Source organism: Qipengyuania sp., assembly GCF_965277845.1.
Classification (GTDB): domain Bacteria; phylum Pseudomonadota; class Alphaproteobacteria; order Sphingomonadales; family Sphingomonadaceae; genus Qipengyuania.
Genome location: NZ_OZ255844.1, coordinates 409,343 through 435,292 on the forward strand (window position 1 = coordinate 409,343; position 25,950 = coordinate 435,292).

Consider the following 25,950-nt stretch of genomic DNA (forward strand, 5'->3'; position numbering starts at 1 on the left):
AAGCAGTGGCGATACCTTCCTATTACGACCGCATTACGACCGCTAAATCTTGAGGCCGGGATTCCGGCATCCGCGTCTACGGCAGGGGATGCTTGGGTGGAATTGCGGCTCCAACAATCGCGCTCATGGGTTCGACCGGCGCCACTGCGCTGAGAAGGAGGGCGGTATCGGACAGCCAGGAGGCCTTCGCTCTCAGCTCTCCGATCCGTGCATCCTGGGCGCGGCGTTGCGTGAGGAGAACCGATGTGTAGGCCTCGACCCCGGCGTCGAACCGGGCGGCAGCCACAGCGTGGCTTTCCTCGGCCAGCCGCGCTGCCTTCGTCGATGATTTCACGGCCTGTGAGTTGTTCTCGAAGGCGCGAAGCCCGTTGGCGACCTGTTCGAAGGCGCCGAGGACGACGCCGCGATACTCGCCCAGCTCCGCTCTGTAATTCGCCTCCGCCGCCCTCTTCTCGGCCCGAAGCCGCCCACCTTGGAACAGGGGGGCGAGAATTCCTCCTCCGATCGACCAAACGGGTTCGAGGATCGTGACAGCACCTTCGAATCCCGCCACGCCTCCGCTCGCCATGATGGAAAGGTCCGGATAAAGGTTCGCCGTCGCAACGCCGATTTCCGCGCTGGCTGCGGCGAGGCGCGCTTCGGCGGCGAGAATATCCGGGCGGTTGCGGACGAGCTGCGACGGAATTCCGGTGTCCAGCGAAACGGGCTGCTTCAGGCCTGCAAGGCTGGCCTTCTTCACGACCGCTTGGGCCGGGAACAGGCCCTGCAGCACGGCGAGACGATGGACCGCTCCGTCGGTGCGCTGGCGGATCGAGGGGAGCAACGCCCGCAATTGTTCGACTTCCGCTGCCGCATCGATAGCCGTCGCGCCTCGTTCCAGCCCGAAACGACGGCGCGCTTCGAGCAAGTCGAGGCGGGCCTGCTGGTCTTCGATCTGCTGTTCGCGAAGGGCAATCTCGTCACGCAGGGAAGCGAGCTCGATATAGGTGGTAACCACCTCGGCAGCCACAAGCAGGCGGATGGCCTGCAACCGATACGCCGCCTCGTCGCGGCGCGCTCGTGCGGATTCGGCGCGGCGCGCGCGCTTGCCGAACAGGTCGAGATCGTAGGAGATCCGCAAATCGGCCGAATAGCCGGTGATTTCGATGGCATCGGTCCCGACGCTCGCCAGGTTGGGAGACGAGGTGCGCACCCGTGCACCCTGTGCGGTCGCCTGGACGCTCGGGAGGCGCGCTCCGCGCGCTGCATCCGCCAAGGCCGTGGCCTGCTGCAGACGGGCAAGCCCGGTTTCTACCGACAGGTTCTCATTCAGCGCCTGCTCGACCAGCCCATCCAGAGTCGGATCCTCGAACTCTCCCCACCATCGGGTGCCGGGCAAGTCATCGGTAGCGAAGCGATCGATTCCTTCGCTGTCTCCGGAGGCGACGAATTGCCGGCCCACATCGGGCTGTGGCCGTTCGAAGTCGGGGCCCGACACACATCCGGAAAGAGCTAGCGCCAGTACGATGGCGCCTGGCGCCCAGGAAACCGCCGGGATTTTCCGCTTCATTTCGCCTTCCTGCTTATGGGATTGACAGAGACCAAGCCTATAGATGTATATACATCATTACAACCCGCCGAGTCCGGCATCGACACAGGATGAGCCGTATGAACATGCAGCAGCGCGTTCGATTGAATGTCGACCGGGGTCTGACTTCCCTGGCTGATCTGGATCGTCGGGTGGTGCTCGCCTTCCTTTTCGGTGCCCTCGCTCTATTGGCCGTCATCGTTCTGGCGACCCGCGCCGGTGGGAGCGCGGCGGCACCCATCGGACCGACACCGGTAAATGTTCTCGAGGCACGGCCGGCCAGCGAGTTCGAACGGGTCTCAACCTATCTTGGACGCGTTGAACCCATCCAGGAAAGCGGTATCGGCTTCGAGATTGGAGGGGCGATCACCTCGGTGCTCGTCGATGAGGGGCAGTCGTTTGGCCGCGGAGCGCCCTTGGCCCGGCTCGACATCGACCTGCTGCGCACGCGGCGGGCCGAACTCGTCGCCCAGCGCGCGCGTGCCAGGGCCGAGCAGCGGCTCGCCGCCAACACGTTTTCCCGTCTCGAAGGACTGGCACAAGTGAACCCCGCCGCGGCGTCGGAACTGGAAATCGACGCGGCGCGGTTCGAGGCACAAGCGCGCGAGGCAAGTGCCGCCGCGATCTCCGCCCAGATTGGCCATCTCGATACGCAGATCGGTAAGGCGACGCTACGCGCCCCGTTCGCCGGCACCGTGCTTGCGAGGCACGCCGACGATGGAGAGGTGGTTGCCGCCGGCGCTCCCGTCCTTACGATCGCCGCACTCGGCTCTCCGCGCGTGCGGGTCGGCTTGCCAACCGATGTGGCAGCCGAGGCGCATCGTCTGGGAAGCCAGCGATTCCTGATCGGCTCTACCGAGTATGTCGCCCGGTTCGAACGCATCGTTCAAACACGAAACCCCGCGACACAGACGCTGGATGCCTTCTACCGCCTGCCGGTAGCCATCGGAGCGGTTCAGGCGGGGGCTCCCGCCCGTCTCCGCCTTCGGCGAAGCCACCCGGAGCGCGGGTACTGGATTCCCGTATCCTCGCTGGCGGAAAGCGAAGGTGGCCTCTGGTCGGTCTACGTCGTCACGGAGAAGGACGGCGTTGCCGAGCTGATGCAAAAGGACGTGGAACTGATCTATCAGGAGGCGGACCGCGCCTTCGTGAGAGGTCCGTTAGCCGAGGGCGAACGCATCGTGCGCAACGGGCTGCATCGCCTCGTTCCCGGAATGGCGGTCACCCCGGTATCCGCCATGCGGGAGAAGCGTCGATGACCTCTCCAAGGCCGCGTCGCCCCGTGCTCTATGCCAACGGGCATTTGCTCTGGCTCGTCATCGCAATTCTGCTTCTCGGCGGCCTCCTTGCGCTCGGCGCGCTGCCGAAGCTCGAGGATCCCCGGATCACCCAGCGTTTTCCTCTCGTCTTCACCCCCTATCCCGGCGCCTCCGCCGAACAGGTCGAAGCGCAGGTGACCGATCCGATCGAGGAAAAGTTGCAGGAGATCGAAGAGATCAAGGAGATCGAGTCGACATCGCGGGCGGGTATCTCTTTCGTTCAGATAGAACTTCAGGCGTCGGTTACCCCGGAGACGAACGAGGCGATCTTTTCGCAGATCAGGGAAAAGCTCGACGAGGCATCGGGGGAATTCCCAGCAGGAGTGCGCAAACCCCTGTTCGACGACAAGCGGGCTGCCGTCGCCTTTTCCTATATCGCAACCGTCGAATGGACCGGCGACGGCGATCCTCCCGTGGGAATCATGGCACGACGCGCCGAGATCCTCGCCGATCGGCTGCGCCGGATACCCGGCACCGAGATCGTCCGTCTTTATGGTGCCCCGGTCGAGGAGATCACCGTCACGCCCAGGCCGGATGAACTCGCCGCACTCGGCATGACGGCGGCGCAGTTCGCCACCACACTCACTGCAGCCGACACGAAGCGATCGGCCGGCACCGTCCGCACTGGCGCCGAAGACCTCGCCGTCGAGGTCGATGGAGCGTTCGAAGCGCTCGACCGTGTCGGCGCGGTAGCGCTGAAGAGTGATGCCGAGGGCAGGACGATCCGGGTTCGCGACATTGCCGAAACGTCCAAGGAATGGCGCTTGCCACCACCTGCCCTCGCGCGAAGCGATGGGAACCGGGCAGTGTTCGTGGCGGCGCGCATGGCCGCCGGCGAGCGGATCGGCGCCTGGGCGGAATCCGCCAAGACGATCACCGCCGAGTTCGCCGAAGAGCGGCAGGGCGAGATCGTGGTGCGCGAACTGTTCGACCAGTCGCGATACACCAATGACCGGCTGAACGATCTCGCCATCAATCTCGTGCTCGGCGCCCTGGTCATCATGATGGTAGTCCTGGCAGTGATGGGCTGGCGTTCCGCCTTGATCGTGAGCACAGCATTGCCCCTGACGGGCGCAGGCGTCCTCGTCGCCATGATGGTACTGGGCGGCTCGCTTCACCAGATGTCGATCTTCGGCATGATCATCGGACTCGGTCTCCTGATCGACAATGCGATCGTCGTCGTCGACGAGACCAATGCGAACCTCGCTCGCGGCCTGGAGCGCCAGCAGGCCATGCGCGCGACGCTGTCGCATTTGAGAATGCCGCTGTTCGCATCGACGCTCACCACCATCCTGGCTTTCGCTCCGATCTCGCTTCTTCCCGGGAGCACCGGCGATTTCGTCGGCTGGATCGGAACGAGCGTGATCCTAGCCGTGGGCCTGTCCTACGCGCTCGCGATCACGGTCATTGCGGCGCTCGCTGCCCGTTTCGCAAAGGGTCGAGCGTCCGGAGAAGGAGACCGCATCCTGGAAGCGGGTTACCGCAACCGGGAGCTTGCCAAACGATTCCTCTCCTCCGTGCGGCTTGCGGTGCGCCGGCCCTGGCTGGCCATCCTGGTCTCCTTCTCCCTTCCTTTCATCGGCTTCGTCTCAGTTGCGTTTCTCGGCAGCCAGTTCTTCCCTCCCGTCGATCGCGACATGTTCGATGTTAAGGTCAGTATCGAACCGTCCGCGTCACTGGAGAAAACCGACACTCTCAGCAGGCGCATCGAAGAGTCGCTGCGGGCCGAACCGGGGGTGGAAGAGGTCCACTGGCTCGTCGGTGGCAGCTTCCCTTCGGTCTTCTACAATCTGGTCATGACCCAGGACAACGCATCCCATTATGCGCAGGCGCTTGTCGAGACATCCGGTCCCGACGCGACGCTGGAACTCGTTCGCCGGCTGGAACGGGAGCTTCCGCTGGAATTTCCCTCCGCCCAGATCGTCGTCTCGCAATTCAAGCAGGGCCCGCCGACCGAGGCAGCCGTCCAGTACAAGGTGACAGGGCCCTCGATCGCCGAGTTGCAACGGATCGGCGAAAGGATACGCCTCGAACTGATGCGCCATCCGGACGTGCTTGCCACCGAAGTCACGATGCCGCGCGGAGAACCGCGATTGACTGTGGATCTGCGGGAGGAAGAAGCCCGTGCCGTGGGCCTCGATGGAAGCGCAATCGCCGCGCAGATCAGGGGCGGGCTCGACGGCGAAACCGGCGGTATTCTCATGGAGGATCTCGAACAGCTTCCCGTTCGCGTACGGCTCGACGAGGCGCACCGCTCCGCTCCATCGGATGTGTGGGCGCGAACCCTGGTTACGCCGACCGGCGCGTTTCTGCCCCTGGATGCGGTGGCCGAGACGCGGCTGACGCCAGCCGCAGGCGGGATTACCCGCCTCGATGGTGAGAGAGTGAATGTGGTCAAGGCCTACACGCGCAACGACGCTCTCCCCATCGACATTTCGCAGCAGATTCTCGAAAATCTGGAAGAGCAGGGCTTTTCCCTGCCCGCCGGTTACCGGATCGCGCTCGGCGGTGAAGCGGAACAGGACGCGCAGGCGCAGGGCAATCTCGGTACTTATGCGCCGCTACTGGTCACCGCGATGCTCGCGACGCTCGTCCTCACATTTCGGAGTGTCGCGCTCGCCGGTGTGCTGCTGGTGGTCGCGATAATGTCCGTCGGCAATGCTATGCTGGCCACTTGGATCGCCGGCTTCCCGATCAGTTTCAACACGATCCTCGGCACAATCGGACTGATCGGCCTGGCCTTCAACAACGCGATCGTCGTCATCGCCGCGATCCGCAAGAGTGATGCCGCCAGAACGGGCGATCCGGGCGCCATCGCCGAACAGGTGTCCGAGTGCGGGCGCCATATCCTGTCGACGACACTTACGACCGCAGGCGGGTTCCTCCCCCTGCTGATACTGATCGGAGGATCCTTCTGGCCATCGCTTGCCATCGTGCTCGCCGGGGGCGTGATCGGCTCGATGATCCTCTCGCTCTATTTCGTGCCGAGTGCGTTTGGCGTTATCTCCCGCAGGCGCGAGCGCAATCGGGGTTCCCAAAAAGCAATCGACTTCGACTGGAGACGCCTCGGAACCCGCGATGCGACATCCTGAGAGCGGCCCGGGCCAATGAATTTCAAGTGCCGTGACGTGGTCACTTGCCCATGTCATGCTCCATTCCAATCTGCGGAAAGCCGGATACCTTCAGTAGCGATGCGGACCGGGGGTCGGAGTGAACCCTGCCCGTACAATAATGCGCATCCTCGGATCGGTCGGGCATGCCCGCTAGGCGCATCGGCGCGGGCAGATCGGGAAGATGGCGGCTTAGTGTCGGCCGGGTCTAGATCCGATGGAGGTCCTTCAACGCTTCGCGCATGCGGGCGAGCGCGGGATCGCCGAGTTTTTCCTCGATCGAAGTCTGGACATCGCGCCATTTGGGGTAAACATCCTTGAGGATCGCCGCCCCCTTTTCGGTCAGCGACAGTTCCTGGGACCGCCCCACAGCCTTCGTTTCGACGAATCCCCCCGCGCGCAGCTTCGCAATGTTGCGCGACAGCGTGCTGCGCTCGATGTCCAGCCCTTCGGCCAGCTTGGTCAAGGAATGGGGACGATGTCGGCCGATGGCGACCATCAGCGTGAACTGGGTGATCGTGATCCCATGCTCGGCCAAGGCCTGATCATATTGGCGGGTGACCACGCGGGCGGCCCGGAGGGTCCGCGCTGCGACGCAGCGACCGATGATGTCATCGAGCATGTCGAGCTCGGGCGAAATCGTCTCCATGATCCTCCTTTCGGGTCGCTCGCCAATAGCAGAATTGCCTCATGTGCCACTTATCACAATCGGTCGTGTATATGCAATTATTTACACCCGATCGGCGATCCGGAGCGACCCGCGACCGGCACCGAATGGCTTGAACGCCTTCCGGTCGGCAAGCTGCCTGCCGGTCGGAGACGGTTCAGAACGCGTATCGCGCCTCCACGCCCAGCCGGCGACCCTCCGCGATGGGCGAGAATGTGCCCGCCGCCGGAAACTGCCCGAAGGGCACCGCTACACCGGTCGAGAGGGGCCCCGGGAAAGGGGTTTGCGTGTCATTGTGCGAGATCGCCTCGTCGAGCAGGTTCTTCCCGAAGATGGACAGCTCGAGCCCCGTGATCGGGGTTGCCCATGTTACATTGGCGTCGAGCTGATCGCTCGCGCTCACCCATCCCAGGTTGCTGTCCGTGAAGGCAACGCGGTCCCGGTGCTGGAAATTCGCGGTGGTCACCAGCGTGCCCGCGCGGCCGAGGTCGAGGTCGTGGATCAGCCCGAATCCGTAGGTCGCCTCCGGTACCCGCGGAAGAGCGAGGTCGAGGTCGGCCTGCGTCACCACCCCGTCACCCGAGATATCGAAGCGGACGTCTTCGTATTCGGCATCGAGGATACCGAGGTTTGCGGTGAACAGGAGGGTGTTTGTGACCGAGAAACGGCCTTCGAACTCCAAGCCCAGGATTTGTGCGTCCGCGGTATTGAGGATGGACTGGGCGACACCCGCGGTCGCCGAAGCGAAGTTTACCTCCCGCTGCATGTCCGAGATATTCGTGAGGAAGATCGCCGAGTTGAGCGTCAGCCGCCGGTCGAAGGCCTGGATTTTTGCGCCCACCTCATAGGCATCCACCTTTTCTTCGTCGAAGGAGAAAGCCCCTGTCGCGGCGACCTGTGCAAGAAAGGCTGCGGGCGTGGTCACGCGGAAATTGTAGCCGCCCGACCTGACACCCCTGGAGTAAGTGGCGTAGAACTGGCTGTCGCCGGTAAAATACTGGATTCCCAACTTGGGGGTCCAGTTGGACCAGCTGTCGTCATCCGCGAAACCGTTCGGTTCCCCAGGCACGAACGGGTTTGTCCCTGTGGCCGGACAAGTCCCGTCCACGACGCTGCATCGCGGGCGTGGGCGGACGTATATCACGGCAACATCCTTGCTCTCTTCGCTGTAGCGAATGCCCGCGATCAGTTTGAGATCGGGGACGACTTCCCAGTCGACCTGCATGAAGGCGCCGTAGACTTCGTGATCCTGCCGGCCTCCGCCGTTGAATTCGGCCGGTGTGATCGTCGGGAGCTGGCGCCGTTCGGTAGAGGCGATGTCCTGCTGGAAATAGTAGAGCCCCGCCCCGAAAATCACTGGCCCGAATTCTCCGCTGTACCGAAGCTCGTTGGAGATCTGGTCTTGCGCCAGTTCCGAATCCGAATGGAACAGAAACAGGGGCGTCGCATCGATGTCGCCGACGGTATCCTGCGTGAAGTCACGATAACCGAAAATGTTGGTGATCGTGCCATTGCCGACATCCCAGTCCAGACGCACCGAGACGAGCTCGCTGTCGCTGGCGAAAAGGCCCGGTTCGTCGATCGCAATGTCGAAATCGCCGCGCCTGGTCAGCGCGTGATTGACGGCGGCAGGCCCATCGGCGTCGGTTTCGAGCCGTTCGTACTTTGCCACCAGCGTCAGAGCATTTGACGGTGTAAACCTCAGCGCCGCGCGCAGGATCGAGGTTTCGGACGCACCGAGATTACTCCCGTCCACGGTGTTGACGAAGTAGCCTTGGTCGTCATTGAAATACCCGGCGATCTTGAAACTGAGCAGATCATTGACGATCGGGCCGCTCAATATCCCGTGCACGGTGGTACTCGGTCCGCCGCGCCCGGCATCGACCGGTCCCTCGAGGCTCGCGCGGACTTCGCCGCTCCAATAGTCGGTCGGATCGGAAGTGTTCAGGAGCACGGCCCCGCCGGTCGTGTTGCGGCCGAAGAGGATCCCCTGCGGTCCGCGCAGGATTTCCGCCGACTGGAGATCGAAGGTATCGAGCACCAGGCCATTGTTGATCCCGATATAGATCCCGTCGACGAACACGCCGACCGTGGGATCGATCGACGGAATCGACGAATTGATGCCCAGTCCCCGGATCGAGAAGTTCGCTGCGCCTTTCGAGGTCCCGACATCTTCGAGAGCGACGTTCGGCGCGGAATAGCTGAGGCTGGTGATGTCGGTGACGTTCAAGGCGTCGAGCGTATCCGCATCGAGTGCGGTGACGGCCAGTGCGACATCCTGGACCGCTTCGCCATCGCGCCTCTTCGTGCCGGTAACCACGATGGTATTGAAAGCCTGCACTGCACCTTCCGGACCGTCGGGCTCGGATGCGCCGTTCCGCTCCTCCTCCGGGGGTGGCCGGTCTGCAGGCACGGGCTGTGCCGGCGCGGTCGAGGCCATGATCGCAAATGGAACGGCGAGCGCCGAGTGGCGAATTTTGGACATCTCATTCTCCCTGACAATACCAGTTCTGCTGGACATTATGTATATGCACGTGTATATGCACTATTGGATCTTGGCAAGTTGCAACGGGAGCTTGGAAATGCGCCACTTTCGCACCGTCGGTCCGGTGGCCGTCACCCTGGTTCTTGCGGCGTGCGCGACGCCTTCCGTATCGCCATCGATAACCGTGCACGAAAAACGCGCGGCGACGGTCGCTTACGGGGACTTGGAACCGGCCACGCCGGAAGGCGGCCGCGAATTGCGGGATCGAGTCGCGACCGCTGCTTCGCTCGTCTGCCGACCGGAAAGCGGTGCGGACCCGTTCGCCGGCTACCGCAGGAGATCCTGCATCGACGCCATCGTCGAGAATTTCGAGGCCAAGGCACGCTCGAACGGATTGGCTTCAGGGAAAAAGCCAGCCTACGGGATCGAAGTGAACGACACACGGGATCCCTAGTCCCATCCGCCCTCCGTTCCATCACTAGGCGGCGCGAACCGAAGCGCTAGGCGGTATCCGGTCCGGCCGATAGCGGCTCGGTTCGGCCCGGTTCGACCGTGCCTGTCGCCCGCATGGCGTGCGCCACCGCACGGCTGCGAATGCGGTAGCCCCCCTTGGAGGGAAGCCCCGGTGCGCTCGCGTCTCACCCTTGCCCTATTCGCTTCAAATTTATATTATGGTCGGCATTACATAGGCTAATTCGCGTGTCGTCACCACGCAAAGGTTCCATAATGAGATATGCCAAGGGACATAAGGAAGAAACCAGGCGGGCCATTCTCGAGAAGGCCGCGTACCGGTTCCGCCAGGATGGCATCAATGCGGTGGGTATCAAGACGCTGATGAGCGACGCAGGCCTGACCCATGGCGGTTTCTATGCGCATTTCCGGTCGAGGGATGCACTGGTGGCGGAGGCCGCCGAGGAAGCCCTTCGGCGAACCTACGAACGCCTGAAAAGCGTCACTGCGAATGCGGAGCCCGAACGACGGCTCGATGCATTCGTGGCCGGGTACCTAAGCCCGCAGCATTTCGAAGACATGTCCGGTGGTTGCGCAGGCGCGGCGCTTGCTCCCGAGATCGCGCGCGAGGACGAAGAGACGCGCCGCAGGTTCAGGAGAGGCATAGAGCGGATCGTAGAGTACCTGGCCGATCTCCTGCCCGCAGGGGGGACCGATGCAGACCGGCACGAACGCGCGCATTCGATCTTCGCTCTGATGATGGGTTCGGTCCAGCTAGCCCGCATTGGGGTCGACAGGCGAAGCGCGCGGAGCATCCTGGCAGGCGCCAAGGCCAGTGCGCTCGCCATGGCCGAAACTCCCTGGGCCGGCACGGAGCCGGCACGTCACGGACAAGCGATCGCAAGCGCCTGACACATTCCCGGGTGTCGCGACAGCGTGGCGCCTCGCAAGCATCATAGACTCGCGGACGTCAGGCCAGCGCCTCCTCCCTTTCCCGTACCGCACTCAGCTCGCGCCGCAGGTGTTCGGTCAGCGCATTGCATTGCTCGGATCGCGTCTCGCGCGTGGCAAGGGTAATATTGATGGGTGGTAGCGTCGGCAGGCCGGATTCTTCTCCGAGCACTTCCACCGCATCCGGCTTGCGGCTGGAGATCAACGCGCCGACCGCAAGATCGGTGCGGATCATGGCGAGGCTGGCATCGAAATGCTCGCTCTCGAAGACGCTCTTCCAGGGCCGGCCTGCCTCGTCCAATGCCGCCAGGACCAACGGCCTGAAGACGCAGCTTCCGCTTACGATCGACAGCGGAAGCGGTTTCTTGGATGCCGCCTGCCCGCCCACCGCGCCGATCCAGACCAGCCGATCCGCAACCAGGGTTTCACCGATCTGCTCGCTCGGTAGCTCTTCGAGTATCGCAATGTCCGCCTCGCCGCTAGCGACCGCGCGTTTCAACTCGATCGACAGCGCACAGCGCAGCGTGACGTCCACGTCCGGAAAACGCTGAGTGAAGGACCGCAGGGCGGAACCGATGCGGCAGGCACCGGCAAGATCGATCGGAACGCCCAGCGTTACGGCTCCCCCACAGCGTGGTGTCGTCATCTCGCACCAGATCGCATCATTGATCGACAGGAGCCGGCGCGCCTTGATGAGCAGCCGTTCGCCCGACTCGGTCAGAACCAGTCCCGGTCGCGCCCGTCGGAAGAGCGTGTGCCCCAGTTCCTCCTCGAGTTTGCGGATCTGCTGGCTGACCGCGCCTTGCGTCTGGTGCAGCATTCCGGCCGCACGCGTCATGTTTGCCGTCTGTGCAACGGTCACGAAGGTCCTCAGGCGCTGGGTGTCGAGGTTTCTAAAAGTGGAATTACTCATCTTAATGCCGGACATTGTAATAATTAGTTTCCCTTATGCCGGAGGATGATCGAGATGCAAGATCGGTTTTCGGCGAGGGCCCCTCACGAGCCCTACGGTCTGCCACGATGATTGCGACCCTGCGCACGGCATCGCGATCGCCTACCGATCCTCGCATTCCGAACATGACAAGGAGAACGAATGACCCCCAGCGATGCCGCCGCCAAGCACGCCACAGCGGAAACCATGCGGGCATGGACGCTGCACGCTTTCGGCAGGTCCAATCTGCAGCTCTCCGAGATCGACAAACCACGGCCGCAAGCCGACGAAGCGCTCATCCGCATTCGCGCGTTTTCGTTGAACTACCGTGACAAGCTCGTCATCGAAGGCGGGCTTTTGCCGCAACTCCCGACCATGCCGTTCACGCCTATCTCGGACATGGCCGGAGAGGTCGTCGCGGTCGGCGAGAACGTCAGTCGCATTCGCCCCGGCGCGCGCGTTGCCGGACATTTCCGGACCACGTGGATCGAAGGGAAGCCGACGCGCGACACATCCAATCCGGACACCACCCTGGGCGGTCCGCTTCCCGGTGTTGCATCGGAATACATGGTCTTGCCAGAACACGCGCTCGTCGAGTTGCCGGACGCGCTTTCCTTCGCCGACGGGGCGACGCTGCCCATTGCGGCACTCACGGCTTGGATGGCACTTGACGCGCAGCCCGGGCCGCGCAGGCACGAAACGGTTTTGGTGCAGGGCACCGGCGGCGTCTCGCTGTTCGCTCTCCAATTCGCGCAGGCGATGGGTCACCGCGTGATCCTGACCTCGCGATCAGACGAAAAGCTGGCCCGTGCGAAGACACTCGGCTCGTTCGACGGCGTCAATACGCAGTCCCATCCAAACTGGGCCGAGGAGGTTCTCAGCCTGACCGACCGCGCCGGCGTCGACCGTATCGTCGAAGTCGTCGGCGGTGCCAATCTCGGGCAATCGCTCGATGCGCTGGCAATCGGGGGAACCGTTTCCCAGGTCGGGTTCCTGGACGGCATCGACCTGTCCTTTGCCGCGGTTCCGCTGATGCTGAAGCATGCAACCATCAAGGGCATTTCGGTCGGCGACCGGAAATCGTTCGAATCCATGTTGGCTTTCATGGCGCGGCACAAGATCAAGCCTGTCATCGAGGAGACATACTCGTTCGAAAGTCTGGCGAGCGCGCTCGACCACCTGGACCGGGGCGCGTTCGGGAAGATCGTCGTGGCCGGCTGGGAAGGTTGAGGTCGTTTGGATCGGGTTTCGCGCTGCTTGACGGGAAGGGCCGGTTGACGGACATCGGCGGCGCGGGGAGGATCGCGGCATTAGGCGATAGCGGGAGTGGTTAGCACGGCATCGCGAGACCATCGACGCTCGCCGGCTAACTGAAGCGGAGGAAAGCAACGGATGAATTCACACCAATACGCACTTACTTGTCGATGGACCGGCGACCGGGGCGAAGGGACGCAAAGCTATCGCGCCTATGCGCGCGATCACCGTATCGAGATCGATGGGAAGCCGGTCATCGAAGGCAGTTCGGACCCGGCCTTCCTCGGCGCCGCCGAGCGGCTCAACCCGGAGGATCTGCTGCTCGCATCCATCTCGGCCTGTCACATGCTGTGGTATCTGCATTTGTGCGCCGCGAACAAACTCGTGCTGCGCGACTATGTCGACGCCGCGAGCGCGGTGATGGAGGAAGCAGGTAATGGCGGCGCCTTCACCGAAGCGGTGTTGCAGCCCCGCTGCCGCTTTGACGGGCCCGTCGACGAAGCCCTCGCCGCCCGCCTGCATCATGACGCCCATGAACGGTGTTACATCGCCAATTCGGTCAATTTCCCGATCCGGGTCGAACCGGTTATCGTAAGCGGAGGCCGGGCATGAGGATCGTCGACGTCTGGGGGCAGATGCCAACCACCCGCATGGCCGAGGCGTCTTGGCTCGCGTCTCTTTCGCGATGGACGGGACAGTCGCCCAAGGACTACACGCCGGGGCCCGAACGGACGCTCGCGGCGATGGACGACGCGGGTGTCGAAATCATGCTAGCGTCCGCGTGGTATGGGCCCGGCGGGCCGCTCGTCTCCAACGAGGAGGTGGCAGCGCAGATCGCCGCCGCACCCGATCGGCTGAAAGGACTTGCAAGCGCCGATCTGACTCGGCCGATGGAGGCCGTGCGCGACATCCGCAAATGGGTCGGCGAAGAAGGGTTCGTCGGCGTTCGCGTCGTACCGTGGCTATGGAATTTGCCGCCCAACGATCGGCGCTATTATCCGATCTACGCCGCCTGCGTCGAGCTGGACGTCCCCTTCTGCACGCAGATCGGTCATACCGGGCCCTTGCTGTCCTCGGAGGTCGGTCGGCCCATTCCCTATCTCGAGGACGTTCTCCTCGAGTTTCCCGAACTCAAGGTCGTCGGCGGGCATCTCGGCTTTCCATGGATTCCCGAAATCATTTCGCTGGCGCACAAGTTTCCCAATTTCTACGTCGATACCTCGGCCTATGCGGCCCATCGGTTCCCGGCCGACTTCATCGAATTCATGAAAGGCCCGGGCTCGGGCCGGGTTATGTTCGGGACGAACTGGCCGATGCTGTCGCCTGCGCAATGCCTCGAAGGCATCGAACGGTTGGGCCTGACGGAAAAGCAGCACCAAACCTTTCTCGGCGATACGGCCCGGAAGGTGTTCCGCCTCCAATCCTGAGCGCCGCAGCCATCAGAGCTTCCCCGGACCGATCTTGTCGGCCAGGAAATCGACGAATGCGCGTACCCGCGTCGGCACCGGTCCGCCGTCGCCCACGAACACGGCGTGAATGTCTTCGGAATCGTGAGCCGTGTAGGGCTCCAGCACAGGAACGAGCCGCCCTGCCTCGATGTCGTCGCGCACCTGGAAATGCGCCAGCCGCGCCATCCCGACGCCTTCCAGCACGAGCCGGCGCAACGCTTCCCCGTCGCTGATCTGGACCGGACCATCGACAGGCACGCTTACGGTCTTGCCATCGACCCTCAACGGCCACCCCTTGACCGCACGCGCATAGGAAAAGCCGAGCCGGGCATGCCCCGAAAGGTCTCTCGGCACCTGCGGCTCGCCACGACGGGTCAGGTATTCGGGCGACGCCACGATCATCATCCGCGTAGTGCCCAGCTTTCGCGCGCGCAGGCTCGAGTCCGGCAGGGGGCCGCTGCGTACAGCCACATCGGTGCGCTCGTCGAGCAGGTCGACGACCCAGTCGGTCAGCGCGATATCCAGCGCCACCTCCGGATACCGCGCGAGAAACGGCTGGATGCAGGGCAGCAGCAAATGCGTACCGACCGGTACATTGACACTCACTCGCACCAGGCCGACGGGCGCCTCGTCGGCGCCTGCGCAGCGCTCGGCTTCCTCGATCTGGGCCAGGATCGTCTTGCAACGATCGAAGAATGCCGCGCCCTCGCTGGTCAGCTGCAACTTGCGTGTCGAACGATTGAAAAGGCGTGCACCGAGCCTTGTTTCGAGGCGGGCAATCAGCTTGCTGACCCCGGATGGCGTCATCGACATCGCGCGGGCCGCGGCCGTGAACCCGCCGCGTTCGGCCGCGGCAACGAAGACTTCCATTTCTGCAAGCCGATTGGACTGACCCTGGACCATTCAACATAACTCACAAGTGATCTGATTTTTGAATTATAGATACGAACTGCGCGTGCGCCTAGCTGTCGGTTCATGGCAAGAACGAACGCGAAAAGCAGCCGTGGCATGCCGCTGGCCGTATACGCACTGACCGCCGGAGCATTTGGCATCGGCGTGACCGAATTCGTCATCATGGGTCTGTTGCTGGAGGTGAGTGCGGACCTCGGCGTGTCGATTACCACGGCGGGGCTCTTGATCTCCGGCTATGCACTCGGTGTCGTCGTCGGCGCTCCCGCACTGACTCTCGCAATGCGGCGCTGGCCGCGAAAGCGTGTGCTGATCGCTTTGATGGCCGTGTTTACGGTCGGCAATGCCGCCTGCGCGATCTCAGGATCCTATGAAATGCTGATGGTGGCGAGGGTGGTAACCGCTTTCGCGCATGGAACGTTCTTCGGCGTCGGCGCGGTCGTCGCTGCCGACCTGGCCGGCGCGCAGAAGCGCGCCACCGCCATCGCGGTCATGTTCACCGGTCTTACGCTGGCAACGGTTCTGGGCGTCCCGCTCGGGACCTGGATCGGTCAGGCATTCGGCTGGCGCGCGACCTTCTGGGCGGTGACCGCCGTCGGGGCGGCCGCACTGACAATCATCGCCTGGCTCGTCCCGCAGATCGATGCCGAACCGACGGACACCGATCCGCTTGCCGACCTGCGCGCGCTGGTCCAGCCGCCGGTCCTGCTGGGCCTGCTGACGACGGTGCTGGGTTACGCCGGGGTCTTTATGGTGTTTACTTATATCGCACCGCTGCTGACCCGCGTCAGCGGCCTGCCGGAAGCGTCGATTTCGCCCACGCTGCTGCTGTTCGGTGTCGGGCTGGTTGCCGGCAATCTGATGGGCGGCAAGCTTGCGGACCTGCGCCTGCGCGCCACGATCGTCGGCTCCCTGGTCGCCCTCGCCCTCGTGCTCGCCGCGATGACCGCCGCGATCCGCGATCCGGTCGCCGCAGTGATCTTTGTCGGCCTGTTCGGTGCGGCCGCCTTCGCCACGGTCCCTCCGCTTCAGTCCTGGGTGATGAGCAATGCACGCGGTGCTGGTGAGAGTCTGGCTTCCAGCGTCAACATCGCGGCCTTCAACCTGGGCAATGCGCTCGGCGCCTGGCTCGGCGGGATGGCGATCGATTACGGGCCGGGCCTCGCCATGCTCCCGCTTGCCGCGGCGCTCATTCCGGCCTCGGCGCTGCTCACCGCCTTCGCCTCGATGCGGGCCGTCGACACCCGCCGTTCACCTGACGCATCCACCGCTTAGCTCCCGACGGAGACCGAAAATGGACTATCGATATCTTGGCGCTTCCGGACTGCAGGTTCCGGCCCTGAGCTTTGGCGCGGGCACGTTCGGCGGCGAAGGGCCGCTGTTCAGCGCCTGGGGCGATACCGACGTCGTGGGCGCGAGGCGCATGGTGGACATCTGCCTCGAAGCGGGGGTCAACATGTTCGACACGGCCGACGTCTATTCGAACGGCGCGTCCGAGGAAATCCTGGGTGCCGCTTTGAAAGGGCGACGGAACGACGCCCTGATTTCGACCAAGACGACCTTGCCGATGGGCGATGGCCCCGGCGAAGGGGGATCGTCCCGATCCCGCTTGATTGCATCCTGCGAGGCCTCGCTCAAACGCCTCGGAACGGACCATATCGATCTCTTCTATCTCCACGCCTTCGACGCGCACACACCGGTCGAGGAAGTGCTTGCCACGCTGGATCTGCTGATCCGGCAGGGCAAGGTCCGCTACGTCGGCGTTTCGAATTTTTCCGGTTGGCATGTCATGAAATCGCTCGCCGCCGCCGATCGCTACGGCTTTCCGCGCTATGTCGCGAACCAGGCCTACTATTCGTTGGTCGGTCGCGATTACGAGTGGGAATTGATGCCGCTCGGGCTCGACCAGGGCCTCGGGGCGGCGGTCTGGAGCCCGCTCGGCTGGGGGCGGCTGACCGGCAAGATCCGGCGCGGCGCGGCGCTGCCACAAACGAGCCGTCTCCATGAAACGGCCGATCTCGGTCCGCCGGTGGACCAGGAAAGACTGTATGATATTGTGGACGTCCTTGACGAGCTCGCTCAGGAAACCGGCAAGACGGTTCCGCAAATCGCGATCAACTGGCTCTTGCAGCGCCCTACCGTATCGACCGTCGTCATCGGTGCGCGCAACGAAGCGCAGCTGCGCGACAATCTCGGCTCTGCAGTCTGGTCGCTGACTGGCGAGCAGATGGGACGACTGGACGCCGCAAGCGAGACGACCGCCGCCTATCCTTACTTCCCCTACCGCCGACAGGAGGGCTTTGCGCGCGTCAATCCGCCTGCCGCTTGAGGGGGATTAGAATTACTGACGCTAATGCTGAGTATACCAACAAATCGGTTTCGTCATTGTCGGCGGCGGACCATCTATGTGTGACGATCCGCGCCGCCGCAGTTTCGCTGTGCACAGCCAGGAAGGCGGGCGCAGTGAGCCCGGTGGCTGGCGGCATGCATCGCATTGTCCAAGGAAGAACGAGAGTTAGTTTGTTCGACGCCGACGAGGATTACGCTGCCACAAGTCGAACGACGCCGGATCGCCTCATTGTCGTATCCGGCTGCTCGGGCGGTGGCAAATCTTCGCTTCTGCGCGAAATGGCAATGCGAGGATGGCGCGTCGCGCCCGAGCCGGGGCGTCAGATCGTCCGCGAACAGACACTGGTCGGAGGCGAAGGCGTACCCTGGCAAGACCTGCGCAAATTCGTCGACCTGTGCGTTTCGCGCGCAGCGCACTTCTATCACCTCGCCGCCGCTTTCGATGCCGCAACGTTGTTCGACCGATCGATCGTCGACGCAGTCGCCGCACTTTCCCGCGCCGGACTGCCCGTTCCCGAAGACATGAGCCGAGCGCTTGCCGTCTACCGCTATTCGGCCACCGTCTACATGGTGCCACCGTGGGAGGATCTGTTCGAGAACGACGCCGAGCGGCGGCATTCCTTCGCCGATGCCGTCGGCGAATATGAAGCGCTGCTCGAGACCTATGACGACCTCGGCTACGCGCTCGAAGTCCTTCCCAGGGCCTCGATCCGCGAGCGAGCCGACATGCTCGACGCACATATCCGCAAACGACAGGAGGTCACGCTGTGAAAACCGATCGCATCGATGCCTACAAGGCCGCTCCCGAAGCCATGAAGGCGATGATGGGCGTGGAGGAATACATCCAGAATTGCTCGCTCGATGGCGGGCTGATCGAACTCGTGCGCATGCGCGCCTCGCAGATCAATGGCTGCGCCTTCTGCCTCGACCTTCACTCCAAGGACGCGCGCAAGGCCGGGGAGACCGAGCAGCGCCTTTACCTCCTCGACGCATGGTACGAGAGCCATCTCTATTCCGAGCGCGAGAAGGCGGCCCTCGCCTGGACCGACGCACTCACCAAGATTTCCGAGAATCACGCACCGGACGAGCTGTTCGTCGATGTGCGCGAGCATTTTTCCGACAGGGAAATGGCAGATCTCACTACGCTGATTGCCTTGATCAACGCCTGGAACCGTCTGGCGATCAGCTTGCGGTATCAACATGGATAGTCGCATCGCCAAGCTCGGCCAGAGCCCCAGGCTGGTCGAGTGGACATTGCGGTTCGCGCGGCTCGCCCTCGCCGCCGCCTTCCTGTCGGCAGTCGCGGACCGCCTCGGCCTGTGGGGCCCGCTTGAAACACCCGGTGTCGATTGGGGGTCCATGCCGCGTTTTTACGCCGATGTGGCAGCGCTCAACCCCTGGCTGCCCGAGGCGATGATCCCCGCCCTCGCCTGGTTCGTGACCATCGTCGAGGCGATCCTCGGCGTGCTGCTAATTACCGGCCCATATGTGCGCGCCTCGGCTTTCGCGAGCGGCGTGTTGCTGCTCGCGTTCGCCATTGCGATGACGCTGTTCCTCGGGCCCAAACTGCCGCTGAACTACAGCGTTTTTACGGCCGCCGCCTGCGCATTCCTTGTCGCCTTCGTCCCGCGGAAGGCCGGATGAAGGGCGTTTCCCATGTCGCTTGTCAGGGCGCCACGGTCGCCTACCGCAAGGAAGGCAGCGGTCCGGGACTGGTGCTGGTTCACGGAACCGGTGGCGGTTCGGAAGCGAATTGGGCGGCCTGTGCGGAGCGGTTGGCCAAGGACTGGACCATCGTGCGCCCGGACTATGCCGGCTCGGGTGCGACCGTCGATGACGGACGCCGTCTCACGGTCGAATATCTGGCCAACCAGGTGCTTGCCGCCGCGGTGGACGCCAAGGCAACACCCTTTCACGTAGTGGGCTTTTCGCTCGGCGCGGCCGTCGCCGTTCAAATCGCTGCGATGGAGCCGAAACTGCTCCGCTCGCTCACCTTGCTGGGAGGGTTCGCCTCTTCGGACGATGCGCGGCTGCAACTTCAGTTCCGGCTCTGGCGCGATCTGATTGCCCGCGATCGCGCGGCGCTTGCGAAACTCATCCTCCTGACCGGTTTCGCGCCCGAGACCCTTTCCGGTTTCGGTCCGGCGGTTATCGACGATGCCATCAGGCAGACGCTCGAGGCGACGAATTGGCACGGTCTCGACCGGCAGATCGATCTCGACCTGCACCTGAATGTCGAGGAAGCCGCCAGCCGGGTCATAACGCGAACTCTCGTGGTCGGTCACCGCCTCGATCACATGGTCCCGCCGCACCACGCCCGGCGGCTCGCCAAGCTCATTCAGGGCGCGGCCTATCGAGAGATAGAGGCAGGTCACCTCGCCCCCATGGAAGAGCCCGAACTCGTTTCGAACATCATCGCCGATTTCCTTCGCCAACGCAGTTAGCCGGATCGCGCAAGCCGATCGCACCGTTACAGGAGAATTGACTTGGTCGAACATCTTCAGCCCGTCGCCTTGGCCGCCCTGGTCGGCATCGGAGGTACCGCGTTCATGGACATCTGGGCGCAAACACAGCGCCGCCTCTTTGGAATTCCCGCGCTCGATTACTGCATGGTCGGGCGCTGGCTCGGCCATTTGCCCAAAGGACGGATGCGCCACCAGAGCATTGCCAAGGCGCCACAGCTCAGGGGCGAATGCACACTTGGCTGGATCGCCCACTATGCCATCGGCGTCGCCTTCGCAGGATTGCTCGTTGCAATCTGGGGCGTGGACTGGATCGGCCAGCCGACGCTCGCGCCGGCGCTGACCATCGGGCTCGCCACCGTGCTGGCCCCCTTCCTCATCCTGCAACCGGGCATGGGCGCCGGCATTGCCGCGTCGAAAACACCCAAGCCCAATACCGCGCGCCTCCGCAGTCTCGTCGCACACCTGTCCTTCGGGCTCGGCCTCTATCTGTCCGCCGTGCTGCTCGCGCTGCTTCTCTGAGCGACGCCCGGGATCTGTTCCGCAAAATCCATTGAAGCGCACGAGGGTCCGCGACGGCGCCAATTGCGCGGGATTATTGGCCCTGATCGACCCGGGGATGGCAGCCTTGTGGAGACGATCCAGCATTCGGCCGCCTATTTCGATCAGTGCCATAGCGGCCGGAGCGATGGCTACATGGAACCTCCTTATAAGGATCGTCCCGTCTCCTCCAGTATCCATTCACGAAAGGCGGCGATCCGGGGGTCTTGGCTGCTCCGCTCCGGGTAGATCAGGTGATATGCCAAATTCTGGCCAATGCTGACGCCGACATCGAACAGCCTCACCAGACGGCCTTGAGAAAGTTCCGCCTCGACCAACTCTAGTTCGACAAGACCCACGGCACCGCCATCCGTGACAGCCTGCACGACGTGGCTCGTTTCGGCGAAGGCAACGCAGCTCTGGTCATCGAAATCCTCGACGCCCGCGGCCGCCATCCACATCGGCCAGTTCGGCCACACCATGCCGTCTACCTCGCAATCGACATAGCAGAGCGTCCGCCCGAAGAGATCTCGCGGAGATTCGAATGTGATACCGTTTGCCAGCAGCTCGGGACTGCAGACCGGTACGACCATCGTGTCGAACAGGCGGTCGGCCCGGACATCGTCGTAGCTTCCCGCACCGAAACGGATGGCGATATCGACATCGTCCATGTCGAAATCCCTGACCTCGTCGGAAATGTCGAAGGTCAGTTCCAATTCCGGATTGGTCGCCCTGAACCGGTCGAGCCTCGGCAACAGCCAATTCGTCGCGAATCGGGCCCCGAGCGACAGTCGCAGATGGGACGATCCGCGCGCCAGCTTGCGGGCGCGCCCGGCCGCGAGCCGAAGCCCGTCGAGCGCTTCGGCGGCGGCTTCGAACAAGACTGCACCGCCAAGGGTGAGCTGTATGCTCCGGCTCGTCCGCGTGAACAACGCAAAGCCGAGCTGCTCCTCGATCTCCTTGATCTGATAGCTGACGGCCGAGGGCGTCAGCCCGACTTCGTCGGCTGCTCGGGTGAAGTTCAAATGGCGACCGGCCGCCTCGAAGGTCCTGAGCGCGCGTGTTCCCGGCAGTCTAGCAGTCATCGTTCTTCAAGCCCCATTTGATGATCTCTGGAAAACTATTCGATTTATAAGGCACTGGGGTCGGGCCATATGAGCGAAACTTGATAATCGAAATCGGCGGACCTGGCCAGAGGCCGTGGTCCGCGACGGACCCTCGGAGAAACAAGATGGCAGACGAATCGAAGGCCTACGTCGTGCAACGCAATGGCGAGGTCGCCGATCGCGACGACCTCGCGGGCTTGGCCTTCGCCGGCTACGCGCATTTCACGGCCATGCAGGTGCGTGGCGGCAAGATTCGCGGTCTCGACCTTCATTTGGAGCGGTTGCGCTTTGCGTCATTGCGGCTGTTCGGCAATGCCATGCCCGATGATCGGGTGCGCGGATATTTGCGGGCAGCGATCGAAGCAGGACCGTCAGACCTGACCCTGATGGCGACGATGTACTCGCGGGCGGGCGAATTCACAGCCGCGGCGACGCATGCGGAGCCGGAGGTTCTGGTCCGGACCTCTCCGGCGGACAACGGTCCTGCCGGACCACTCGAGCTGGCCGCCGTCGAACATGAGCGGTTCATGCCGACAGTCAAGCATGTCGGAGAACTCGCCAAAACCTATTTTCGCCGACAGCCGGCCGACGATACCGCGTTCATCGACCGACAAGGCCGGCTCAGTGAGGCGACGATCTGGAACCTGGCCTTCTGGGACGGCGAAGCGGTGATCTGGCCGCGCGCCGAGGTCCTGATTGGAACCACCATGGGCATCGTTCGCCGACAACTGGACAGGCTCGGCATTCCGCAGTGCACGCGGGAGGTCACGCTGGCCGATCTTCCGTTTCTCGCCGGAGCTGTCGTCATGAACTCGTGGTCGCCCGGCGTGGCATTGCGCCGGATCGATACCGTACCCCTACCCGATGCGCCGGACTTCATGACCCTGCTGCACCGCGCATACGAGGCCGAACCATTCGTTTCGCCTTGATGACGGCGCGACACGCCCGCGCCTGTTCGAGCTCTCATACTCCAAAAACCAAGCACGATCCTGCCGGAGGTTCTTCGAGCCGGATGATCTGGAAAACTTCGACCAAGACCGCCGTCACACGTCCATGGGCGCATGGGGCCGTCCGTCACGGCAACGATATCGCGTCGAGCCGGATTACGACCGCTCACCGCGCTCCCCGCATCGAATGCCGATCAATTCTGCCAGACAAGGGCTCCCGCAGTTCACCCACTTCCGATTCACGCATGCCTCATTGCGAATTGGATCGGTCTTCCTCGACCGTCTCATCGGGTGGCTTCGGACTGGAAGTCTGGAAGATCGATCCGTCCGTCTGCCCCCGTAGCCATTGAGCAGCACTAGGCCACAGCACCCTGCCTTTTCTCTCGTCGAAAAAGCCGAGATGTCCGATCGAGGGCGAACCCAGTCCAACCGGGTCCAGGGTAATGACATTGCAATTGGCAGAAATATAATACTCCAATGCGCGGCGGATAGCTCTTGGGCTGGCCATCGGATCATCGGTGAAGCCTATCGCGAGAATGTCGGCATCCACTGCTGCGAAGCATTCACGAATGTGATCTCGCTGACTTTGCGGGAAATGGTCCTCGAAGCGTTCCAGTCCGCGCGCCCAGTCCCTGGCCACGCCGGAGGGAAGGTCTTCTCCCCAACCAAGCCGTCGCCCGGGAAAGCGCCCGCAAGCTTTGCTCAGCAAGCGCATGACTAGGTGCCATTTCAGTATGAGCTTCGCCCGACTGCCCGGGGGATAGTCGGCCCAATGGGCATATTGGGCTCCCACGGTGAGAATCCGGACGACGTCGCTCGCCGAATGAGCCAACCCGGGCAGGAAGCCTCCGAAGCTGTGGCCCACTATGCAGACCTTCGAGCCTGGCCTGTGGCGCCTCACCCAGCCCAGAGCTCCTTCGAAGTCCTGCTGCCCCCAGTGATACCAGCGGGTGGATCGGCTGGCTGCCGACCGGGACGTTGCAACGCCGCGATAATCATAACGGAGAACGCCGAAACCTTTCGTCGCGAGGTAGCTGGCGAACGGCCCGTACCATCGGGCGGGGACACCCGTGGCAGCATTAATTATGACGGTAAGCGGGGTCGCGTGGTCCGGCGAATGAAAAACGCCGCGCAGCTCGGCACCATCGGGACACGATATCATAGCCGGTTGCGTACGAACCAAGGCAGCCGTCCCGGGAATGGCGCTCTCTGATATCACTGCCATCCCTTGCCGTGGTGGTACGAGCGGGGACCCCGAGACCACTCTTTGTACAGTTGGATGGCTGTCGTAATCAAAACATCACTTCGTCGAGCGCATCATAGACCCAAGATACCCGGAGATCATCGCGCGTTTCCGACCCGCAACTCGTTCCCGCAGCTATGGTCCTAACGGCTCTAACTTGTCTGGCCAAATCGATGCCTCGTCGAGGGTACCGGCCGGGAAGTCGGACCTTCCCGGCCGGTGGTATTTTGATGTCAATCACAATCTCTTCGACGACCCGAAGGAATGGAACAGCTCCTTTTCGGGATTCTGACTGACATGTGGACAAAAGCATGGGTACATATTATATGTCAAGTGTCATATTAAGAGATGCCGATGCTCCAACTTGCCTTCAAGTCATTCGATCGGGCTTTCCCAGCGGTCACCGAGCGCTTTCTGGCCCGCGCCTTTTCGCGCCCCAGACACCATTCGGCCAAGCGATCGAACGGCGCCGATCCACTCGAGGCCATCGTGTCGGCGAAACGTCACCCGTCGGGGTGCGCATTGTTCGCCGCGGGTAATGGTCCGACAATCCTTCTCGTACATGGCTGGGAATCATCGCATCGCGATCTCGATACGGTGGCGCGCGCATTGCTCGATGGCGGATACCGCGTGGTTGCGTTGGACCTTCCCGCGCATGGCGCCACGCCAGGCAGGACTGCAACCATACCGCAATTGTCCGAAGCGATCCGGCGCGTGGTCGAATACCCGATCGGGTTTCCCGTTTCGGCAGTCGTCGCCCATTCACTCGGAGGAGCCGCCGCTCTTCGAGCGATAGCGAGACTAGAGAGGCAAATCCCGCTGGTACTGATCGCATCGCCCAGTCGTGCACGCACCTATCTGCAAAACATGATCGAAGGGTTCGGCCTGCCGCCCCACAGGATCGGTCCCATCCTGACGAGGTATCGCGATCTGCATGATGTCGACCTCAATTTCATCGATGCCGCTATCGATGCGCCACTCGTGCGGGCCCAAGCCCTCCTCCTCTATGGCATGCGTGACCGCCTCGTCCCACCGTCCGAGGGCCAGCGGTACGAGGGCTTCCTCGCCAATGCGGACCTTCACCATCTGTCGCAACTGGGCCACCGTGGCATCCTTCGCGCACCGCAGGCCCAGCAGGCGATCCTGAAATTCCTCGGGCGCCACGTGCCCCCTGCCAGAAACGCCTTGCCGATGGGCATCGGATCGGCCGAACTCGTACAGCCCGGAGAATAGACCATGTCCAACCAGAAGAAGCCGCAACGCGTCCCGCTGCTACATCGGCTGACAGCCTGGGCCGAAGCCTTCGAGCAGGCACCGTCCGAGCATCTCGCAAGACGGATTTGCGAACTCGAGCGGCGCGTCGAAGCGCTCGAGCGCCGGAGCGAGAACTCACGTAGTCTCTTGAACTAGTCCCGACGCATCCGATCGGGCCGAGGTGCCGGAAACGGCACCTTTCCCAAGCATCGGCAACATGCTGCCACGCGCTCCGCGAGCGGCGGCGTTATTGCCAGCGGATAGCAGTTTGCAGACAAAAGCGGGTTCGCGCGAGGCGTCGCTCCACCCGACCGACAGGCCCAACCGCCGCGTATCGTATCCGGGAAATCTATCCCGAACGCGCGTCAATATCGTCCACCGTGGTGGCTATCACGTCGTTTACCGAGGTTTGCTTGCCCGCCTCGTTCGTGATGAGAACTGTCACTCTCGACATATCCTTGTCACAGAACACGGTCCGGGACGGCTCGTCTCTGAGGAAATCATCGGCCCATTGGCGCAATGCGAGCAGGGCAGGAAGCAGCGCGCGTCCCTTTGCGGTGAGCGCGTAGCGGTGGCGCATTCTTTGGCCGGGTTCGCGGTGCTCAACCTTTTCGAGGAGTCCGAATTCGACCGATTTCTGCAACCGGTCGGAGAGTACCGCCCTGGAAATGCCCAGATCCTCCTGCATTTTTTCGAAGCGCGTCACTCCGCAGATCACCTCGCGCAGAATCAGGAGCGTCCACGCGTCGCCGATTTCGGCGATCGCCCTCGCAAGGCTGCACTCGGATGGCGGGACATTGATCACCCGGTCGACCGGGGGCGCCGTCTCTGCCTTCTTGGTTTCGTCCATGTCCTCACCCTAGCAAAGTTTGCAAAGCAGACCCAGCCTTGCTACGCAGCGTTCGAAATACGAACCCAGGTCTAGGTAATGGTACACGCCACCCGATTCCCTCCGGCC

General features: G+C 63.1%; 25 protein-coding genes. 17 read left to right on the plus strand and 8 right to left on the minus strand.

What is annotated here, in order from left to right:
* Positions 1-76 precede the first annotated feature (76 nt).
* Positions 77-1,549 carry an efflux transporter outer membrane subunit gene (locus tag ACQY4G_RS02030; RefSeq protein ID WP_421992687.1) on the minus strand — a complete coding sequence of 491 codons (1,473 nt, stop codon included), beginning with the start codon at positions 1,547-1,549 and terminating at the stop codon, positions 77-79.
* A gap of 98 nt (positions 1,550-1,647) precedes the next feature.
* Between ACQY4G_RS02030 and ACQY4G_RS02035 the strand changes: the two genes are divergently transcribed.
* Together ACQY4G_RS02035 and ACQY4G_RS02040 are read left to right on the plus strand one after the other, a co-directional pair.
* Entirely contained in the window at positions 1,648-2,826 is a 1,179-nt protein-coding gene (locus tag ACQY4G_RS02035) for an efflux RND transporter periplasmic adaptor subunit (protein WP_421992689.1), read from the plus strand.
* Positions 2,823-5,978: an efflux RND transporter permease subunit gene (locus tag ACQY4G_RS02040; RefSeq protein ID WP_421992691.1), complete on the plus strand. Its 3,156-nt coding sequence runs from the start codon at positions 2,823-2,825 to the stop codon at positions 5,976-5,978. The genes ACQY4G_RS02035 and ACQY4G_RS02040 overlap by 4 nt, the downstream gene beginning before the upstream one ends.
* A 226-nt stretch (positions 5,979-6,204) precedes the next feature.
* Here ACQY4G_RS02040 and ACQY4G_RS02045 read toward each other — a convergent pair whose 3' ends face one another.
* Both ACQY4G_RS02045 and ACQY4G_RS02050 read right to left on the minus strand, forming a co-directional pair.
* Positions 6,205-6,645: a MarR family winged helix-turn-helix transcriptional regulator gene (locus tag ACQY4G_RS02045; protein WP_421992693.1), complete on the minus strand. Its 441-nt coding sequence runs from the start codon at positions 6,643-6,645 to the stop codon at positions 6,205-6,207.
* Between the two features lie 175 nt (positions 6,646-6,820).
* Complete coding sequence (locus tag ACQY4G_RS02050) at positions 6,821-9,148, minus strand: TonB-dependent receptor (RefSeq protein ID WP_421992695.1); 2,328 nt, start codon at positions 9,146-9,148, stop codon at positions 6,821-6,823.
* Positions 9,149-9,245: 97 nt separating this feature from the next.
* On the opposite strand from ACQY4G_RS02050, the gene ACQY4G_RS02055 reads away from it, so the two are divergent.
* A complete protein-coding gene (locus tag ACQY4G_RS02055; RefSeq protein WP_421992697.1) occupies positions 9,246-9,602 on the plus strand; it encodes a UrcA family protein in 357 nt (118 codons plus the stop codon).
* A 272-nt stretch (positions 9,603-9,874) separates the two neighbouring features.
* The gene (locus ACQY4G_RS02060) at positions 9,875-10,510 is read left to right on the plus strand and encodes a TetR/AcrR family transcriptional regulator (protein WP_421992699.1); all 636 of its coding nucleotides are present in this window, start codon (positions 9,875-9,877) and stop codon (positions 10,508-10,510) included.
* A 58-nt stretch (positions 10,511-10,568) separates the two neighbouring features.
* On the opposite strand, the gene ACQY4G_RS02065 is transcribed toward ACQY4G_RS02060, so the two are convergent.
* On the minus strand, positions 10,569-11,462 hold the full coding sequence (locus ACQY4G_RS02065; RefSeq protein WP_428483087.1) for a LysR family transcriptional regulator: 894 nt from the start codon (positions 11,460-11,462) through the stop codon (positions 10,569-10,571).
* 180 nt (positions 11,463-11,642) lie between these two features.
* Here ACQY4G_RS02065 and ACQY4G_RS02070 point away from each other — a divergent pair, with 180 nt between their 5' ends.
* From ACQY4G_RS02070 to ACQY4G_RS02080, 3 genes are all read left to right on the plus strand, one after another.
* Positions 11,643-12,710 (plus strand): zinc-dependent alcohol dehydrogenase family protein, encoded by a 1,068-nt coding sequence (locus ACQY4G_RS02070; RefSeq protein WP_421992703.1) that lies wholly within the window; start codon positions 11,643-11,645, stop codon positions 12,708-12,710.
* Between the two features lie 162 nt (positions 12,711-12,872).
* Positions 12,873-13,346: an OsmC family protein gene (locus tag ACQY4G_RS02075; RefSeq protein WP_421992705.1), complete on the plus strand. Its 474-nt coding sequence runs from the start codon at positions 12,873-12,875 to the stop codon at positions 13,344-13,346.
* On the plus strand, positions 13,343-14,161 hold the full coding sequence (locus ACQY4G_RS02080) for an amidohydrolase family protein (RefSeq protein WP_421992707.1): 819 nt from the start codon (positions 13,343-13,345) through the stop codon (positions 14,159-14,161). The genes ACQY4G_RS02075 and ACQY4G_RS02080 overlap by 4 nt, the downstream gene beginning before the upstream one ends.
* A 12-nt stretch (positions 14,162-14,173) precedes the next feature.
* On the opposite strand, the gene ACQY4G_RS02085 is transcribed toward ACQY4G_RS02080, so the two are convergent.
* Positions 14,174-15,052 (minus strand): LysR substrate-binding domain-containing protein, encoded by an 879-nt coding sequence (locus ACQY4G_RS02085; protein ID WP_421992709.1) that lies wholly within the window; start codon positions 15,050-15,052, stop codon positions 14,174-14,176.
* Between the two features lie 105 nt (positions 15,053-15,157).
* On the opposite strand from ACQY4G_RS02085, the gene ACQY4G_RS02090 reads away from it, so the two are divergent.
* The 7 genes from ACQY4G_RS02090 to ACQY4G_RS02120 all read left to right on the plus strand — a co-directional run bounded on the left by ACQY4G_RS02090 (position 15,158) and on the right by ACQY4G_RS02120 (position 20,424).
* Complete coding sequence (locus tag ACQY4G_RS02090) at positions 15,158-16,366, plus strand: MFS transporter (RefSeq protein ID WP_421992711.1); 1,209 nt, start codon at positions 15,158-15,160, stop codon at positions 16,364-16,366.
* 19 nt (positions 16,367-16,385) lie between these two features.
* Positions 16,386-17,420 carry an aldo/keto reductase gene (locus tag ACQY4G_RS02095; protein ID WP_421992713.1) on the plus strand — a complete coding sequence of 345 codons (1,035 nt, stop codon included), beginning with the start codon at positions 16,386-16,388 and terminating at the stop codon, positions 17,418-17,420.
* Between the two features lie 191 nt (positions 17,421-17,611).
* Entirely contained in the window at positions 17,612-18,211 is a 600-nt protein-coding gene (locus tag ACQY4G_RS02100) for an AAA family ATPase (protein WP_428483088.1), read from the plus strand.
* On the plus strand, positions 18,208-18,648 hold the full coding sequence (locus ACQY4G_RS02105) for a carboxymuconolactone decarboxylase family protein (protein WP_421992717.1): 441 nt from the start codon (positions 18,208-18,210) through the stop codon (positions 18,646-18,648). The genes ACQY4G_RS02100 and ACQY4G_RS02105 overlap by 4 nt, the downstream gene beginning before the upstream one ends.
* Positions 18,641-19,084, plus strand: a complete 444-nt coding sequence (locus ACQY4G_RS02110) for a MauE/DoxX family redox-associated membrane protein (protein WP_421992719.1) — start codon at positions 18,641-18,643, stop codon at positions 19,082-19,084. Before ACQY4G_RS02105 ends, ACQY4G_RS02110 begins: the two co-directional genes overlap by 8 nt.
* Positions 19,081-19,884 carry an alpha/beta fold hydrolase gene (locus ACQY4G_RS02115; RefSeq protein WP_421992721.1) on the plus strand — a complete coding sequence of 268 codons (804 nt, stop codon included), beginning with the start codon at positions 19,081-19,083 and terminating at the stop codon, positions 19,882-19,884. Before ACQY4G_RS02110 ends, ACQY4G_RS02115 begins: the two co-directional genes overlap by 4 nt.
* 42 nt (positions 19,885-19,926) lie before the next feature.
* A complete protein-coding gene (locus ACQY4G_RS02120; RefSeq protein ID WP_421992723.1) occupies positions 19,927-20,424 on the plus strand; it encodes a DUF2938 domain-containing protein in 498 nt (165 codons plus the stop codon).
* 185 nt (positions 20,425-20,609) lie between these two features.
* On the opposite strand, the gene ACQY4G_RS02125 is transcribed toward ACQY4G_RS02120, so the two are convergent.
* Entirely contained in the window at positions 20,610-21,527 is a 918-nt protein-coding gene (locus tag ACQY4G_RS02125; protein WP_421992725.1) for a LysR substrate-binding domain-containing protein, read from the minus strand.
* A 146-nt stretch (positions 21,528-21,673) separates the two neighbouring features.
* On the opposite strand from ACQY4G_RS02125, the gene ACQY4G_RS02130 reads away from it, so the two are divergent.
* A complete protein-coding gene (locus ACQY4G_RS02130) occupies positions 21,674-22,477 on the plus strand; it encodes an aminotransferase class IV family protein (RefSeq protein ID WP_421992727.1) in 804 nt (267 codons plus the stop codon).
* A 268-nt stretch (positions 22,478-22,745) separates the two neighbouring features.
* Here the strand turns inward: ACQY4G_RS02130 and ACQY4G_RS02135 are convergent, their stop codons facing one another.
* Positions 22,746-23,720, minus strand: a complete 975-nt coding sequence (locus ACQY4G_RS02135) for an alpha/beta fold hydrolase (RefSeq protein ID WP_421992729.1) — start codon at positions 23,718-23,720, stop codon at positions 22,746-22,748.
* Between the two features lie 372 nt (positions 23,721-24,092).
* Between ACQY4G_RS02135 and ACQY4G_RS02140 the strand changes: the two genes are divergently transcribed.
* Positions 24,093-24,971, plus strand: a complete 879-nt coding sequence (locus tag ACQY4G_RS02140; protein ID WP_421992731.1) for an alpha/beta fold hydrolase — start codon at positions 24,093-24,095, stop codon at positions 24,969-24,971.
* 3 nt (positions 24,972-24,974) lie between these two features.
* On the plus strand, positions 24,975-25,148 hold the full coding sequence (locus tag ACQY4G_RS02145; RefSeq protein WP_421992733.1) for a hypothetical protein: 174 nt from the start codon (positions 24,975-24,977) through the stop codon (positions 25,146-25,148).
* A gap of 193 nt (positions 25,149-25,341) precedes the next feature.
* On the opposite strand, the gene ACQY4G_RS02150 is transcribed toward ACQY4G_RS02145, so the two are convergent.
* Positions 25,342-25,842 (minus strand): winged helix-turn-helix transcriptional regulator, encoded by a 501-nt coding sequence (locus ACQY4G_RS02150; RefSeq protein WP_421992734.1) that lies wholly within the window; start codon positions 25,840-25,842, stop codon positions 25,342-25,344.
* Between the last annotated feature and the right edge of the window lie 108 nt (positions 25,843-25,950).

What these genes read in the sequence shown, in the direction of transcription:
- ACQY4G_RS02045 (WP_421992693.1), bottom strand. Translation starts at nt 6,645, where the DNA reads ATGGAGACGATTTCGCCCGAGCTCGACATGCTCGATGACATCATCGGT.
- ACQY4G_RS02065 (WP_428483087.1), bottom strand. Translation starts at nt 11,462, where the DNA reads ATGAGTAATTCCACTTTTAGAAACCTCGACACCCAGCGCCTGAGGACC.
- ACQY4G_RS02050 (WP_421992695.1), bottom strand. Translation starts at nt 9,148, where the DNA reads ATGTCCAAAATTCGCCACTCGGCGCTCGCCGTTCCATTTGCGATCATG.
- ACQY4G_RS02055 (WP_421992697.1), top strand. Translation starts at nt 9,246, where the DNA reads ATGCGCCACTTTCGCACCGTCGGTCCGGTGGCCGTCACCCTGGTTCTT.
- ACQY4G_RS02150 (WP_421992734.1), bottom strand. Translation starts at nt 25,842, where the DNA reads ATGGACGAAACCAAGAAGGCAGAGACGGCGCCCCCGGTCGACCGGGTG.
- ACQY4G_RS02080 (WP_421992707.1), top strand. Translation starts at nt 13,343, where the DNA reads ATGAGGATCGTCGACGTCTGGGGGCAGATGCCAACCACCCGCATGGCC.
- ACQY4G_RS02145 (WP_421992733.1), top strand. Translation starts at nt 24,975, where the DNA reads ATGTCCAACCAGAAGAAGCCGCAACGCGTCCCGCTGCTACATCGGCTG.
- ACQY4G_RS02030 (WP_421992687.1), bottom strand. Translation starts at nt 1,549, where the DNA reads ATGAAGCGGAAAATCCCGGCGGTTTCCTGGGCGCCAGGCGCCATCGTA.
- ACQY4G_RS02085 (WP_421992709.1), bottom strand. Translation starts at nt 15,052, where the DNA reads ATGGAAGTCTTCGTTGCCGCGGCCGAACGCGGCGGGTTCACGGCCGCG.
- ACQY4G_RS02135 (WP_421992729.1), bottom strand. Translation starts at nt 23,720, where the DNA reads ATGGCAGTGATATCAGAGAGCGCCATTCCCGGGACGGCTGCCTTGGTT.
- ACQY4G_RS02130 (WP_421992727.1), top strand. Translation starts at nt 21,674, where the DNA reads ATGGCAGACGAATCGAAGGCCTACGTCGTGCAACGCAATGGCGAGGTC.
- ACQY4G_RS02075 (WP_421992705.1), top strand. Translation starts at nt 12,873, where the DNA reads ATGAATTCACACCAATACGCACTTACTTGTCGATGGACCGGCGACCGG.
- ACQY4G_RS02040 (WP_421992691.1), top strand. Translation starts at nt 2,823, where the DNA reads ATGACCTCTCCAAGGCCGCGTCGCCCCGTGCTCTATGCCAACGGGCAT.
- ACQY4G_RS02110 (WP_421992719.1), top strand. Translation starts at nt 18,641, where the DNA reads ATGGATAGTCGCATCGCCAAGCTCGGCCAGAGCCCCAGGCTGGTCGAG.
- ACQY4G_RS02115 (WP_421992721.1), top strand. Translation starts at nt 19,081, where the DNA reads ATGAAGGGCGTTTCCCATGTCGCTTGTCAGGGCGCCACGGTCGCCTAC.
- ACQY4G_RS02070 (WP_421992703.1), top strand. Translation starts at nt 11,643, where the DNA reads ATGACCCCCAGCGATGCCGCCGCCAAGCACGCCACAGCGGAAACCATG.
- ACQY4G_RS02035 (WP_421992689.1), top strand. Translation starts at nt 1,648, where the DNA reads ATGAACATGCAGCAGCGCGTTCGATTGAATGTCGACCGGGGTCTGACT.
- ACQY4G_RS02095 (WP_421992713.1), top strand. Translation starts at nt 16,386, where the DNA reads ATGGACTATCGATATCTTGGCGCTTCCGGACTGCAGGTTCCGGCCCTG.
- ACQY4G_RS02090 (WP_421992711.1), top strand. Translation starts at nt 15,158, where the DNA reads ATGGCAAGAACGAACGCGAAAAGCAGCCGTGGCATGCCGCTGGCCGTA.
- ACQY4G_RS02125 (WP_421992725.1), bottom strand. Translation starts at nt 21,527, where the DNA reads ATGACTGCTAGACTGCCGGGAACACGCGCGCTCAGGACCTTCGAGGCG.
- ACQY4G_RS02060 (WP_421992699.1), top strand. Translation starts at nt 9,875, where the DNA reads ATGAGATATGCCAAGGGACATAAGGAAGAAACCAGGCGGGCCATTCTC.
- ACQY4G_RS02140 (WP_421992731.1), top strand. Translation starts at nt 24,093, where the DNA reads ATGCTCCAACTTGCCTTCAAGTCATTCGATCGGGCTTTCCCAGCGGTC.